Source organism: Prevotella sp. MGM1 (genome assembly GCF_002933775.1).
GTDB lineage: Bacteria > Bacteroidota > Bacteroidia > Bacteroidales > Bacteroidaceae > Prevotella.
In genome coordinates, this window is sequence record NZ_BEWV01000203.1 from 1 (window position 1) to 14,162 (window position 14,162).

At 48.2% G+C, this 14,162-nt stretch carries 16 protein-coding genes and 1 pseudogene; 11 read left to right on the top strand and 6 right to left on the bottom strand.

Annotated elements, in window-relative coordinates; translation table 11 throughout:
• From MoGM_RS08285 to MoGM_RS08300, 4 genes and pseudogenes are all read right to left on the bottom strand, one after another.
• Nucleotides 1–404, bottom strand: a pseudogene (locus MoGM_RS08285) (efflux RND transporter permease subunit); the annotation flags it as partial.
• 490 nt (nucleotides 405–894) lie between these two features.
• Nucleotides 895–1,161, bottom strand: coding sequence for a hypothetical protein (locus MoGM_RS08290; RefSeq protein ID WP_104369610.1), 267 nt, complete (start codon nucleotides 1,159–1,161; stop codon nucleotides 895–897).
• Between the two features lie 51 nt (nucleotides 1,162–1,212).
• Entirely contained in the window at nucleotides 1,213–2,328 is a 1,116-nt protein-coding gene (locus tag MoGM_RS08295) for an AI-2E family transporter (RefSeq protein ID WP_104369611.1), read from the bottom strand.
• A gap of 6 nt (nucleotides 2,329–2,334) precedes the next feature.
• Nucleotides 2,335–2,922, bottom strand: a complete 588-nt coding sequence (locus tag MoGM_RS08300) for a thymidine kinase (protein ID WP_104369612.1) — start codon at nucleotides 2,920–2,922, stop codon at nucleotides 2,335–2,337.
• A gap of 93 nt (nucleotides 2,923–3,015) precedes the next feature.
• On the opposite strand from MoGM_RS08300, the gene rsmI reads away from it, so the two are divergent.
• The 4 genes from rsmI (at nucleotide 3,016) to MoGM_RS08320 (ending at nucleotide 6,116) form a co-directional block, all read left to right on the top strand.
• On the top strand, nucleotides 3,016–3,729 hold the full coding sequence (gene rsmI / locus MoGM_RS08305) for a 16S rRNA (cytidine(1402)-2'-O)-methyltransferase (RefSeq protein WP_104369613.1): 714 nt from the start codon (nucleotides 3,016–3,018) through the stop codon (nucleotides 3,727–3,729).
• A 35-nt stretch (nucleotides 3,730–3,764) separates the two neighbouring features.
• The gene (locus MoGM_RS08310; protein ID WP_104369614.1) at nucleotides 3,765–4,613 is read left to right on the top strand and encodes a hypothetical protein; all 849 of its coding nucleotides are present in this window, start codon (nucleotides 3,765–3,767) and stop codon (nucleotides 4,611–4,613) included.
• Between the two features lie 239 nt (nucleotides 4,614–4,852).
• On the top strand, nucleotides 4,853–5,521 hold the full coding sequence (locus MoGM_RS08315; RefSeq protein WP_104369615.1) for an SH3 domain-containing protein: 669 nt from the start codon (nucleotides 4,853–4,855) through the stop codon (nucleotides 5,519–5,521).
• Nucleotides 5,522–5,600: 79 nt separating this feature from the next.
• On the top strand, nucleotides 5,601–6,116 hold the full coding sequence (locus MoGM_RS08320; RefSeq protein ID WP_146078693.1) for a hypothetical protein: 516 nt from the start codon (nucleotides 5,601–5,603) through the stop codon (nucleotides 6,114–6,116).
• A gap of 103 nt (nucleotides 6,117–6,219) precedes the next feature.
• On the opposite strand, the gene MoGM_RS08325 is transcribed toward MoGM_RS08320, so the two are convergent.
• The gene (locus MoGM_RS08325) at nucleotides 6,220–6,798 is read right to left on the bottom strand and encodes an AraC family transcriptional regulator (RefSeq protein ID WP_104369617.1); all 579 of its coding nucleotides are present in this window, start codon (nucleotides 6,796–6,798) and stop codon (nucleotides 6,220–6,222) included.
• A gap of 128 nt (nucleotides 6,799–6,926) precedes the next feature.
• Here MoGM_RS08325 and MoGM_RS08330 point away from each other — a divergent pair, with 128 nt between their 5' ends.
• Both MoGM_RS08330 and MoGM_RS08335 read left to right on the top strand, forming a co-directional pair.
• Nucleotides 6,927–7,781 carry an MATE family efflux transporter gene (locus tag MoGM_RS08330; RefSeq protein WP_104369618.1) on the top strand — a complete coding sequence of 285 codons (855 nt, stop codon included), beginning with the start codon at nucleotides 6,927–6,929 and terminating at the stop codon, nucleotides 7,779–7,781.
• 118 nt (nucleotides 7,782–7,899) lie between these two features.
• Nucleotides 7,900–8,253: an MmcQ/YjbR family DNA-binding protein gene (locus tag MoGM_RS08335; protein ID WP_104369619.1), complete on the top strand. Its 354-nt coding sequence runs from the start codon at nucleotides 7,900–7,902 to the stop codon at nucleotides 8,251–8,253.
• Nucleotides 8,254–8,563: 310 nt separating this feature from the next.
• On the opposite strand, the gene MoGM_RS13345 is transcribed toward MoGM_RS08335, so the two are convergent.
• On the bottom strand, nucleotides 8,564–8,743 hold the full coding sequence (locus tag MoGM_RS13345; RefSeq protein ID WP_233210234.1) for a hypothetical protein: 180 nt from the start codon (nucleotides 8,741–8,743) through the stop codon (nucleotides 8,564–8,566).
• Between MoGM_RS13345 and MoGM_RS08340 the strand changes: the two genes are divergently transcribed.
• From MoGM_RS08340 to MoGM_RS08360, 5 genes are all read left to right on the top strand, one after another.
• Nucleotides 8,655–9,062, top strand: coding sequence for a lytic transglycosylase domain-containing protein (locus MoGM_RS08340; RefSeq protein ID WP_233210232.1), 408 nt, complete (start codon nucleotides 8,655–8,657; stop codon nucleotides 9,060–9,062). The two genes, MoGM_RS13345 and MoGM_RS08340, sit on opposite strands and share 89 nt — an antisense overlap.
• A 900-nt stretch (nucleotides 9,063–9,962) precedes the next feature.
• Complete coding sequence (locus tag MoGM_RS08345; RefSeq protein WP_104369620.1) at nucleotides 9,963–10,526, top strand: LemA family protein; 564 nt, start codon at nucleotides 9,963–9,965, stop codon at nucleotides 10,524–10,526.
• Between the two features lie 3 nt (nucleotides 10,527–10,529).
• Nucleotides 10,530–11,531: a M48 family metallopeptidase gene (locus tag MoGM_RS08350; protein WP_104369621.1), complete on the top strand. Its 1,002-nt coding sequence runs from the start codon at nucleotides 10,530–10,532 to the stop codon at nucleotides 11,529–11,531.
• A gap of 2 nt (nucleotides 11,532–11,533) precedes the next feature.
• Nucleotides 11,534–12,205, top strand: coding sequence for a GDSL-type esterase/lipase family protein (locus tag MoGM_RS08355; RefSeq protein ID WP_104369622.1), 672 nt, complete (start codon nucleotides 11,534–11,536; stop codon nucleotides 12,203–12,205).
• A 406-nt stretch (nucleotides 12,206–12,611) separates the two neighbouring features.
• Complete coding sequence (locus tag MoGM_RS08360) at nucleotides 12,612–14,108, top strand: 2-isopropylmalate synthase (protein ID WP_104369623.1); 1,497 nt, start codon at nucleotides 12,612–12,614, stop codon at nucleotides 14,106–14,108.
• Nucleotides 14,109–14,162 lie beyond the last annotated feature (54 nt).

Genomic DNA, 14,162 nt, shown 5'->3' on the forward strand with positions numbered 1-14,162 from the left:
CCATGAACAAAACCAGAAGGAATAAGTGCTATGACATGTTTACCGGACACCAATAATTGGAATATGGTGAACAGCGACGGCATGAGAAACAGCAATGCCAATGTGCCCACTGTCATGCCGCCGATTACGCCTGTTGCAAGCGAGCGGCTGCCGTTGGCACTCACGCCATGAGCCGTCACCAGCGGAATAAGCCCGAACACAATAGACAAGCCGGTCATCATGATGGGGTGCAGACGAGCCTTTGCAACGCTGCATGCCACCTGTGACAATGTCACGCCTTCCGACCGCCGCCTGCCTGCATATTCGGTCAGCAGAATGGCGGTCTTGGAAAGCAGTCTGATAATCATAATCAGTCCGGTCTGCATGTAGAAGTTGTTCTCCAGCCCGAACAGCCATATGAAAACAGAAGCCCGCCTGCACAGATGGTACTGCGATGCAATGCGGGAGAGTAGGAGCCCGCCTTTTTTAGTTCCCCCGAGACACGGCAAAGAGTTTCTTTTTCCGGTAATCCGGAGAGATAAACTCTCTTTTTTTGTTTGGGATTGGGGATGATGGGAGGAAATTGATGGGAGAGATGGGAGATTTGTCGCCATGCGAACCTGAAGCATCCGGGCTGTCATAAGTAGCCTCCATTTGTCTCCTTTCCATCAGCATAGCACCACGTTGTTGCCCTTCTGGTGTGCTTTTTTGTAATATAATAAGGCTTTGTATATGTTGCGCCTCGTACCGTAAGCATGCTCGTTACATATGCCAAGGATATTTGCAGTGTACATATTTATAGTGTCTTCACTTGCCAAATATCTCTCATCGACAGTTCCCTTCAGCAAGTCGTATGACCATTTATAGTCTCGGTCTACGACTTCACCATAGAAATACAGTTTCCCGAGGAGGAATTTAGCATCCGTATTGCCTTGCGCGACACCTTTTTCCAGATATGCAGCCGCTTTCTTTTATCCGATGCGACACCCTATCCGGAATAATAGATATATCCCAACTCCGTGTAGCCTTTCCGATGTGAGACGATCGGTTGCCGAGTGCGTCGCAATAGCTTGCGAAATGCCTTACAACGGGTATTCCGTTGCGGATAGCGGCAAGAATAGTCACGTCATACGATGCGGTAATGACGGTGTGTATCGCCGTCCGTATCGTATGTACAGACATATTTCGACTGCAAATAAAGTGTTAAATCCGTGATATAATATTTACACCTGCTTATTCGCCGGACTTCTCATTTGGAATGTTTGCCTTCTCGTTCGGGATGTTTGCCTCCTTGGTCACGTACCGCTGGTAGTATGCGATGAGCAGGGTGGTAAGCGGAAGGGCAATTATCAGTCCGATAAATCCGAGCAACGCTCCCCATACGGATAGAGACAGGAGCAGTATGGCCGGATTGAGCCCCATGGCCTTACCCATTATTCTGGGAGTTAATATCATGTCTGTTATAAGCTGAATAATTCCGAACACAGCCAAGGCAGACAGTAATATCACCCAGAAGTTTGTTCCTGTGTCTGCCGCTTTGAGCAGTGAGAGGAATACGATGGGAATAAGAGCCAGAGTGTGTACGTATGGTATAAGGCTCATCACGCCTATCATTATTCCCATGCCTATAGCCATCGGGAAACCTATGATTGTAAATCCGATGCAGAAAAGCACTCCGATACATAGTGCCACAAGTCCCTGGCCTCTGATATAACTGTTCAGCTCACGTTCGGCGTCATCGATTAGGGCACGCCAGAACGGTCTGCTCTTCTTGGGAAATATCTTTATCAGCCCGGCTGCCAGTATCTCGTAGTCGAGCAATATGAAAAACATGTATAGCAGGGCTATCAATGATGCCACGATGCTTATGATAATATTTGCCGTCTGGCTTATCACAGCAAACAACTGAGGCATTATTTTTCGTGCTGTGTCGGGGAGATTGCTGTCTTTGAAGAATCGGTTTATATTGTCATGATTGTTTGATATCCAGTCTCTGGCGGCTATCGGGAAGTTGGGGATGTTTGTCACCTCATGCAGATATTTGTTTACCAGATAGCCCAATTTCTCAAACTGTTCCACCATCGACGGTATTATAAGATATGTTATGCCTCCGATTACCAGTAGCACCACAATCAGTGTTATCATTATAGACAGTACCCTGTTTTTGACGTGCATGCGGTATTGTACAAATCTTACAGCCGGATATAGCAGGTATGCGAGCAGCCAACCGATGAAGAAAGGCAGCAGAACGTTGCCCAGATAATTGGTTATATAGAGCAAGGCGGCGGCGAAAAGCATGCCAAGCATGAGCCGTACGAAGCGGTCGAAAGTAATGGTTTTGTCAAGCATTGTAGGTTACTCTATGTGATTATTCGCAATGGCTTTCTGATAACAGTCGCGGCATAACGGTTCGTATTCTTGCGTCTCGCCGAGCAATACTCTGCTGCTGTTCTCCACCGTGCGGTGACTTACGTATGCCAGCGCTCCGCATCTTACACAGATGGCGTGCACTTTTATCACTTCGTCGGCAATGGCGCATAGTGCCGGGATTGGGCCGAACGGTATTCCCTTATAGTCCATGTCAAGCCCGGCGATGATGACCCGCACACCCCTGTTGGCCAGTTCGTTGCATACTTCTGGCAGTCCGTTGTCGAAAAACTGTGCCTCATCTATTCCTATCACATCTATTTCCGAGGATAGAAGCAGAATTTGTGCCGAAGAATCTATCGGTGTCGATTTTATCGTATGCTTGTCGTGGCTGACCACTTGCTCATCGGAATATCTGGTGTCTATCGCCGGTTTGAATATCTCTACTTTTTGGCGTGCAAACATCGCACGTCTCATCCTCCGTATCAGTTCTTCTGTTTTGCCTGAAAACATCGAGCCGCACACCACTTCTATTCTTCCGGGGCGGTGTGTCTCCCCAGTCAAGTTTCCTGTCATTTGGTTGCAAAAATACAAATACGTTTTAAAAATTACAAAGAAACAGGGCATTTTTTTGGATATAGAGAATAATTACGTACATTTGCCAGTGATATGGGAACACTATATATCGTACCCACGCCGGTGGGAAATATGGAGGATATGACGTTCAGAGCGGTCAGAATCCTCAAAGAGGCCGACCTCGTGCTGGCAGAGGATACCCGCACGTCGGCCAAACTGTTGAAGCATTACGACATACAGAATCATCTGATGTCGCATCACAAGTTTAACGAGCACGGCACGTCGGCATCCGTTGTGTCCCGTTTGCAGGCCGGACAAACAGTAGCGCTTATCAGCGATGCCGGTACTCCGGGCATCAGCGATCCGGGTTTCTATCTCGTGCGGGAGGCAGTCCGTGCCGGTGTCGAGGTGCAGTGCCTGCCTGGTGCCACGGCATTTGTGCCGGCTCTGGTGTCAAGCGGTTTGCCTTGCGACAGATTCGCCTTCGAAGGTTTTCTGCCGCAGAAGAAAGGCCGTCAGACAAAACTGGAATCGTTGAGAGATGAAAGTCGCACAATGATATTCTATGAATCGCCATACAGGCTGGTGAAAACTCTCGGCCAGTTGTCAGAGGTGTTTGGCGAGGAGCGTCAGGTTAGTGTTTGCCGTGAGATCTCAAAGGTGCATGAAGAGAGTGTGCGCGGTACGCTTGGCGAGTTGACAGCCCATTTCGAGGCCACCGAGCCGAGGGGAGAGATTGTCATCGTAGTGGCAGGAGTGTCGGAAAAAGAGAATAAAAAGCATAAAGTCAGAGAGCAAGAAAATTAGAAACATAGATTAAGAAACATAAAAAATAATGAGTTATGAGAAAGTTATTATTTATATTAATGTGTTTGGTGGCCGTAGCGTCATGCAAGCAGGAGAGAGCAAACGCCGATCTTACGGCTGAACGTCAGCGCGATTCGTTGAATCAGATAATCGCTCAGCGAGACAATGAGATCAATGACATGATGGCTACTTTCAATGAGATAGAAGAAGGCTTCAAGGAGATTAACGAGGCCGAGCAACGTGTGAGCATAGCCAAGCAGGGCGAGGGAGCAAGCCGTGAGCAGCGTATCAGGGAGAATGTCCAGTTCATACAGTCGGCCATGGCGCAGAACAGAGAACTGATAAACAAACTTAAGCGTCAGTTGCGTGAGAGCGCTTTTCAGGGAGATCAGTTCAAGCGTACTATAGAAAATCTTACAAAACAGCTTGAAGAGAAAGACCAGCAGCTGACTCAGTTGCGTGCCGAACTGAGCGCAAAGGATATCCACATCGCCGAACTTGACGAGAAAATAACAGGTCTGAATACTGATGTCTCTTCACTGCAAGAGGAAAATACCCAGAAAGCGACCACAATCAGCACGCAGGATAAGCAGCTCAATACCGCATGGTTCGTGTTCGGAACGAAGAGCGAATTGAAGTCGCAGAAAATCCTTGTGGACGGAAAGGTGTTGCAGTCTAACTTCAACCGCGAGTATTTCACCAAGATAGATATCCGTGTCGACAAGGAGATAAAACTCTACTCCCGTTCCGCTAAGATGCTCACAGCCCATCCGGCAGGCAGCTATTCTTTGCAGCAGGATGCCGGCAAGCAGTATGTTCTTAGAATAACAGACCCGCAGAAGTTTTGGAGCACGAGCAAATATCTGGTTGTATTGGTAAAATAATAAGGGTTTATTAAATATTTAACCGGCTCTTTACGGCAGTCACTGACTCCGTAAAGAGCCGGTTTTTGCATACTGTAAATCCAACGCCGCTGCCATGTATGATGAAATTGACGGACAGTAAGCATATCTGTAGTGGTGTCTGTTAATTCCCAATATCCATTATATCAATCTTTATTAACAATCGTGGGTGATTTGTGAAATTATCTTTATCTTTGCAAAAACCAATACAGTATATATATATGAAGAAGTTGATTATCTTTTTAGCGGCATTTATGGCAGCAATGAATGCTTTTGCGCAAACAACCCAGACTCTTTCTTTTGTTACCAAGAAGAATGTCAACATGCGAGCCGCACCTTCTCCTCAGGGCAAGGTCGTTGGAAAAGCCGCCCAAGGCATGGTGTTTATCACGGAATCGTCGAAGAACGGTTGGACGTTAGTGAAAGATCCGCTTGGCAAGAGTGCTTATGTCAGTGCGTCGATGCTCGACAGGATACGTCCCGATGAGATGAAAATATATAAGGCCGCAGACCTGCTTATATCTCCGTCGGAGGTAGGTGGCGACGAACAGGACGCCCATTATGTTGACACCAAAAGTAATTCCGATTTCGAAACGACGGAGACATGGGCTTTTATCGGAGACAAGAGCGGTAAGAGCAGGAAAGTAAAGGCCGTCCATAAAGGCCGTGTGGTGTACAGTACCGGTCGCATCATGACATATGAAAACTATTACTCGGGAGAGCTTTGCGGCTGGTATATGCTGCTTACCAAAGAAACGGACCCGGATGGAAAGGTATTGGACAATTGCGAGACACCTATCGTTGTCTATCCGGCATTTTCATCAAACCGTGGCGCCTTTGTTGACGGAGCATATTTTATGGACATTACCGACACAGACAACTGGGATTGACGGCCGGTCTGCAGGCATGCCATTGCCGCCTTGATTATATTAACTACACTGTAAATAAACACATTGACACGTAAACATAATGGAATTAAAAGTATTAAACAAGTTAGAGAATGCGCTCTTTTCACGTTCGAATCCAAGCCATGTCCCAACTTCTGGAAGACTTGTTTTTCACGCTCTTATAGGCGGAGCGATAATAAGTCTTATAGTTTTTGTCCTTCAAATGACAAGTATCGGTAATGGCACTGTCGAGATAATAGCCGGCATACTGCTGGCCGGTCTGTTCGGTTATATGGGCTATAAGTGCCTGCCGGCAATAAAAGAGTTTCCCGGATGGGGCGGCAGGATAGGTTACGTAGTATACATGGCCGTGCTTACTTTCCTTTCGTTCTATCTCGCGATGATGCTCGTCATGGTGGCTCTGCTGGGTATCTTCCTTTACGTAATAGTGAAAGTGTTCTTCGGCGGTTCTAAGAAGGGCAAGTGGAAAGTAAGATACAGTGACGGGACCGAAGAGGAAGCTGAAGAAGTGGGAACCGGTATTTGTGGTGAAAAATACGTCAGTACAAAAGACGGCGTAGAGCATATAGTGCCCTGACTTTTCCTGTTGTTCCGATAGAAATCCTGTTTGTGTTTATCGGCCGCACTGCCGATAAACACAAACAGGATTGTAACATTGAGCTAATCCGTATCCAGTATCCTCACGTAGACTTGTTCCTGAACTGTATTGGTGATAGTCCCGTCTCTCTGCGAAACATCCTGCACATATATGAAGGATCTTCGAAGCCGAGCTTATTGGCTATATCTTTGACCGACATGTCAGTGTCGGTCAAATACGTTTTTATCTCAACTGTAAGTTGTTCGTTAATCATTGATTTCGGGGATACGCCGTAAATGTGGCGGCATACCTTATAAAGATAGCCCGTGGTGATGTTCATTTTGTCGGCGTAGAACTTTACGTCGCGTTTTGAGTGTACGTGTATCGAGAGCAGTAGCATAAACCGTGACGTTATGGCCCATGCCCTGTTCTTCTCTATGTATTTCAGGTTCGGATAGAATTTTGACAGGCATGTGTCTATTGCGATGAACAGGTTGTAAGTGTTGTTGTTCACGAGTTGTGCGCGCAATGCGCCCGATACGTTATTCATTATCCACTCGTTTTGGTCTGTCCACTGTGTTATTAAGGCCTGTTGCGGCTTTGTCGGCCTCAGGATGGGTGTGCGGTGAAGAAACTCCCACAGCCCGAAGTTCGGTATTTTATAATACGCCGAGTCGAGCATGCCTTTCGACAGCGATATATATCGGGCATGGAAATCTTCCGATACGTCTTCTATCGAGAAGTATATATCGGATGTGAGTATCAGTATTTCTCCCTTGACGAACGGTCTTGTGTTTTCCTCGTTATGCCATGTGGATACAGGTTCTGGTCGCCGTAGTGAACATTGCGCTCGATTGGTACATGATATTCTCTTTGGACATGGGTGTCAAGGGAGCGGCCGTGGCTACGTCGGCAGCGTGTGTTTTCGGAGGATTGATGGCCCTGGCGTATTTCGTCCGGTTCTCGTATAAGTTGAGGTTCTACCGACTGAAACTCTCCGTCACGTCCTTGCTTCTCTCCATACGCAATGTCACTTATATCATGAAGATAGGATTTGCCACTTTCCTGACCGAGCTTGCCATGGGCGTGATAATGCTCACAGGCAATTATATGTTCATGTCTATGCTCAACGAAGAGGGCGTGGCCGCTTTCGCCGTGGCGTGCTATCTCTTCCCAATAGTATTCTCTATAAGCAACGCTGTCGCCCAGTCGGCCCAGCCGATAATAAGTTTTAATCACGGAGTGCGCAGTGATGCCCGTGTGGCCCGCACCCTCCGTGTATCCCTCTTCACGGCCGCTGTTTGCGGCACGGTCGTGTCGTTGTGCTTGTGGATAGGCGCTCCAGCCATAACCGCCTTGTTCCTCACCCCGTCCGAGGCGGCCTACGGGATAGCCTTGGCTGGGCTGCCGTTGTTCGCTTTGTGCGCTGTCTTTTTCTCGGTCAACATCGCTTTCATCGGATATTACCAGAGTGTAGAGCGTGCCATGGCATCCACCGTGTTCACGTCGCTCAGGGGCATGCTTCTGCTTGTGCCGAGTTTTGTGCTCCTGCCGCATGCACTCGGTGTCAGCGGGCTGTGGCTTGCCATTCCCACCGCCGAGTTCCTGACTTTAGTTTCGGTGTCTCTGTTCTATCTGCGGCAAATCAAAAGATCAGCCGCATGACTTTTTTCAAGCATGAGCGTAGACGGATGTCGGAGGGGGCGAGCGGCCTTTTTCGCCATGTCCGCCCGTTATTCCGCCGCCGGATGCAATATGGACGCCGTTTGTCCGTTATATAAACATGAATATAGAAGCAGTCCGTGATTACTGTCTTACGAAGAAAGGATGCGAGGAGTCTTTTCCGTTCGACGACAAAACCCTTGTCTTCAAGGTCATGGGCAAGATGTTTGCCGTGTTGTGCCTTGATAACCCCGACCTCGTGATAGTGAAGTGTGACCCGGAGCGGGCCATCGAGTTGCGGGAGAGATATTCGGCCGTTGAGCCGGCTTTTCACTTCAACAAGAAGTATTGGAACCAGATATATTTCAATGCCGATGCCTGCGACCGGCTCATATACGAATCTATCGACCACTCGCTTGATGAGGTGGTCAGGAAGTTCACCAAAAAGATGAAAGACGAGTATGCCGCCATGTGACAGGCATCCGTTTGCCATTGGTCTAAAAGTCGGGCGTTTTCATTCGTCTGTAATGTGCATATACAGTGCGTTTCGGGTTGTCCGCAAGGGTAAATAGGAATGCGCTTTTCCCTTTAAATAATTGATACTCAACACTATGTAATAGCGTGATAAATACTCTTTTTCTATATTTTTCTTGGTTGTTCGGATTTTTTTTCGTAATTTTGCACCCGATAACAGAACAAGTATTGTTTTTGTCTCGCGGTGAGACGTTTATACTTGTAGTAAGTAAATAGGAGCCAGGCATGGCATTGATAGTGTTTGATTAGCGTCATGCCGAGGATATTTTAATGATGTCCAGTTCCATAAAATCATTTATGATGAGTATTTTTAATAAAATCGTATGTTTAGTTTTAATTTCAATTTTATCGAATCCTACTCCGGTCTTTGCCGGAAATAACTCTGCTGCATCATCAGCCTCATTTGACTGGAATCCGGTTATCGACGCCATAATAATGGTCGAGAGCGAGGGAAACCCAAGGGCGGTAAGCGGCAATTCGGTCGGCGTGATGCAGATTACACCTATTCTTGTGCGTGAGTGCAACAACATCTTGAAGGGCAGGAAAAGCAAGAAAAGGTATACGCTGAAAGACCGTTTCAGCGTGGATAAGTCTAAGGAGATGTTTCTTCTGATACAGTCTCGGCACAACACCGCAAACAATGTGGAGCGTGCCATCCGTTCGTGGAACGGCGGCATGCGTTACAGCGTGAAACGCACACAGCGTTATTACAACAAGGTGATGGCGAAGATGAAAAAGCGCGGCTCCTGAGCCGTGTCTCTTACGGCGATAAGTCAATGCAAACTGATAGTCATGGCGGCGGGCGACAGTCCGGCGCCGTTCTTTTTTTTCAGTCGGTTTTATTCCGTGGTGTATCGTGAAGTGTATCGTGGTAAAATTTGCTTTGCGCCGCTTTTTGACATATCTTTGTGGCGGATAACCCTTGATTAAACATTAGTATTTATGATAAAAGTTTACAAAGCGACATCATTGTGCCATACCTTAATACGCTTCCGGTGCATAAATATACATCATTTCGTGACATTGTTTTTTGATAAAAGGAGATTTTGCGTCTCCTGACACATATTTGTTTATATATCCGTGTCTGCATTTTCGTATTTCCGTGCAGGCGTAAAAGGCTTCCGGCGTTCTGCGCTTGAAGCCTTTTATGTTTTGTCCAAGACGGCTTTTGGGCCTGTATTCGGCTATCGGTTGTCTTGCGTTTAGCCGCTAAACGCAAGACAACGGGTATCCCGTTGCAATCCAACCAGTATCCGAATGCAGAGCGACGGGATACCCGTTGTGAAAAGTTGGCGTTTGGGTTTTATTACAATGTCTTTACTGTCAAAAAACAAAGGATTTTTCCGGTTTTTAATTTGCTTTTTGCATTAATATGCATTTCTTGCGGATTATGTCGTGTGTGATATTTTTATTACAAACTGAAGCTCTCTTCCACTCTTCTTTAAGGTGCCCCCGCGTCTGTGGCAGATATAACCCGGCAATATTTTTTTCAGTCGGCGTTTTGCCATGTTTGCCACCCGGTATTATAAAAATATGATAAAATACTGATTAATGTTTAAAAGAGTGTCGTAAACTCGGTATTTAGCATTATTTTTGTAGAATGATAAATGTGGGGAAGGTCCCGCTCAAATTTAACGAAAAAGAATTATTATGACAACAGTAATTATTATTTTAGTGGTAGTGGCGGTTATCGCCATCTGGTGTATCGGAATCTACAACAACCTCGTGAAGTTGAGAAACAACCGTGAAAACGCTTTTGCCAATATCGATGTTCAGCTCAAACAGCGTCATGATCTCATTCCACAGCTTGTGTCTACGGTGAAAGGTTATGCCTCGCACGAGAAAGAACTGCTCGTAAGGGTGACCGAGGCCCGGACGGCAGCAATGGGCGCCTCAGGCATCAACGACAAGATAAAGGCTGAAAACGCGTTGAGCAACGCTCTCTCGGGGCTGCGAGTGTCTCTCGAAGCATATCCCGACCTGAAAGCCAACCAGAACTTCCTCCAGTTGCAAGGCGAGATCTCCGATATAGAGAACAAGCTCGCCGCGTCCCGTCGTTTCTTTAATTCCACCACACGCGAGCTTAACAATGCCGTGCAGACATTCCCGTCCAATATTTTCGCAGGCATGTTCGGTTTCCACCGTGAGCCGATGTTCGAGATTCCCCAGGCCGACCGCGCCACCCTCGACAAGGCGCCGGAGATTAAATTTTAAGCCATGAAGTATGTAGGAATGCAGACCCAGATAAGGCATAACAACATGATGAGCATGTTGTTGCTGCTGTCGTTTCCGGCCATTCTGCTCGGCACGGTCTGGGTGTTTCTCGCTCTGGTCAATTATTTCGGCACTTACTATTACGACGAGTACGGACGGATGGTAAATGTGTTCGATGCCGAAGTGGTGAACAGCCATTTCGTGGGCACCATACCATACGTTGTCATAGGTGTGGGCGTATGGTTCCTGATTGCCTATTTCTCTAACACGGCCATGATAAAGAGCGCCACCGGTGCTCGTACGCTCGAGCGCAGGGAAAATCCCCGGGTATATAATATTGTGGAGAACCTGTGCATGTCGTGTGGCATGGACATGCCGAAGATTAACGTGATTGACGACCCGCAGCTCAACGCTTTTGCGAGCGGTATCGACCGCAAGAGCTACACGGTGACCGTCACCACGGGATTGTTGTCTCTGCTTGACGACGACGAGTTGTCGGGGGTGATAGCCCATGAGCTTACGCACATCCGTAACCGTGACACACGCCTGCTGGTCATCAGCATCATTTTCGTGGGAATAATCTCGGCGATAATGGGTATGACGGTACGCATGATGTACCATGTGATGTGGTTTGGCGGCGGCAGCAACCGCGACGGTGAGAAGGGCAACGGCCTCTCGATGCTGGTAATCATGCTCGTGGGACTCGTTTGCAGTGCCGTGGCATATTTCTTCACGCTGCTCACCCGCTTCGCAATCTCTCGCAAGCGTGAGTATATGGCCGATGCCGGTGGAGCCGAACTGTGCGGCAATCCGCTCGCCCTGGCTTCAGCGTTGCGCAAGATTTCAGGCGATCCGGGTCTGCGTAATGTAGGTCGCGACGACATTGCCCAGATGTATATCATCCACCCGAAAAACTTCTCGCAGGGCATGATGAGCATGGTGAACTCGCTTTTCAGCACTCATCCGAGCACAGAGAGCAGAATAAGGATACTCGAACAGTTCTGACGATGGACATCCGATTTTTAATATCAGCATGCGCATGCCTCATGGCTGCGCATGTTTTCGCTCAGAAGGTGGCTTACCGTCCTACCCGCCACTATGGCGAGCGGGTGGACATGTTTGCGTCGCTGCCTGCGGTAGACTCCACCGCCACGGTGATGCTGGGCAACAGTCTTACCGAGTATGGCGGCGATTGGGGCAGGATGTTGCGTGCCGATAATGTTGTAAACCGCGGCATTGCCGGCGACGATGCCATGGGCATTGCCCATCGCCTGTGCCAGATCTTGCCGGGGAAACCGCGCCGCATATTCCTCATGGTGGGTATCAATGATCTCAGTCACGGTATCACTGCCGCCCAGACAGCGTCGCTCGTCTGCCGGTTGATAGACCGTATACGCCGCGACGCTCCCGATACCGAGCTGTATGTGCAGAGCGTCCTGCCGATAAACGAGAGCACGGGGCGGTGGAAGCGTCTGGCGGGACGCACAGACGATATACCCGAGATAAACCGCCTGCTCAATATTCACTGCTCGAAGCTCGGCATAGTTTATGTGGACCTGTATCCAAAGTTTGTCAGGCGTGGCACCAATGTATTGCGCCGCGAGCTTACTTCCGACGGGCTTCATCTGTCGCCGCAAGGATATAAGTTGTGGGCTTTCGAGCTGAGAAAGTACATGTGAGGATGTGGCCGGCATGAATGTATGCGATGTTGCCGCATGGATGATAGCCTGTAAAACTGCCGGTTGTCTTTGAATTTGATATTTTTATCGGTAAAAATATTACGATTTGTTTGTTGTTTTGAGTATAAATCGTTAACTTTGCAACGAAATAAAAAGAAGAAACATCATGGTTAAGTCAAATCTTCTACACATTATTAATATTATCATTCGACTTAAACAACCGGTCGGAAGTGAAAAGGTGTGTATGTAGACGAGCCGTAATAACGATATGGAGCCTTTCTCACTTCTGATGTGGGAAAGGTTCTTTTTTTAGTTCTCATGACGGTATCGTATTCACGATGTAGGATAGTTGGGGAGCCTGGCATAACGGACTGGATGTTCTTAAGTGATAAAAAGAAAAAGAGATATGAGCGACAGACTATTTATTTTTGACACAACGCTGCGCGATGGCGAGCAAGTGCCGGGATGCCAGTTGAACACGGTAGAGAAAATTCAGGTTGCCAGGCAGCTTGAACAATTGGGAGTGGATGTGATAGAGGCCGGTTTCCCGGTATCGAGTCCGGGTGATTTCAATTCGGTGATAGAAATATCGAAAGCTGTGACGTGGCCCACAATCTGTGCGCTGACCCGTGCGGTGGAGCGCGACATAGAAGTGGCGGCAGAGTCTTTGAAGTATGCCAAGCACAAGCGGATACATACTGGAATAGGCACGAGCGACTCCCATATACGCTATAAGTTCAACAGCAACCGCGAGGAGATAATAGAACGTGCCGTGGCGGCGGTGAAATACGCCCGCCGCTATGTGGACGACGTGGAGTTTTATGCCGAGGATGCCGGCCGTACTGATAACGAGTATCTCGCAAGGGTGGTGGAGGCTGTGATAAAAGCCGGAGCTACGGTTGTTAATATTCCCGATACCACCGGCTACTGTCTGCCCGCCGAGTATGGCGATAAGATAAAATACCTCATGGAGCATGTCGACGGAATAGACAGGGCTATAATCTCGACACACTGCCATAACGATCTTGGCATGGCTACGGCAAACACGCTCAGCGGTGTGCTCAACGGCGCAAGGCAGGTGGAAGTGACGATCAACGGTATCGGAGAGCGGGCCGGAAACACGTCGCTCGAAGAGATTGCCATGATATTGAAGTGCCACAAGCATATCGACATAGACACGAACATCAACACAAACAAGATATATCCGACAAGCCGCATGGTGTCGAGCCTGATGAACATGCCCGTGCAGCCCAACAAAGCCATTGTCGGCCGAAACGCTTTCGCGCATTCCAGCGGTATCCATCAGGACGGTGTTTTAAAGAACGTGGAGACATACGAGATAATGAATCCCAAGGATGTGGGACTTGACGACAACTCGATCGTTCTCACGGCGCGTTCGGGGCGCGCCGCGTTGAAATACCGTCTCGGTGTGCTCGGCGTGAATGTGGACAATGAGGAGACGGTGGATAAGATTTACCAGAAGTTCCTCCGGTTGGCCGACCAGAAGAAGGAGGTGAACGATGACGACATACTGATGCTTGCGGGTGCCGATACCGCTGACGCTCATGCCGTGAAACTCGACTTCCTTCAAGTCACCACAGGCAAGGGGGTGAAAAGTGTGGCGAGCATAGGTCTCGATATTTCTGGGCAGAAATTTGAGGAGGCTTCGAGCGGTAACGGCCCTGTGGACGCGGCTATCAGGGCTTTGAAGAAAATCATACGCCGCGAGATGTCGCTCAAAGAGTTTACCATCCAGGCCATCAGCAAAGGCTCTGACGATGTGGGCAAGGTTCACATGCAGGTGGAATATAACGGCAGCATATATTACGGTTTCGGGGCAAATACGGATATAGTGACGGCTTCGGTCGAGGCTTATATCGACTGTATCAATAAGTTTAAGTAGTAAGGAGATGAGTGGTAAGGAGATGAGTGGTAAGTGGAAATGTAATATAAAGCA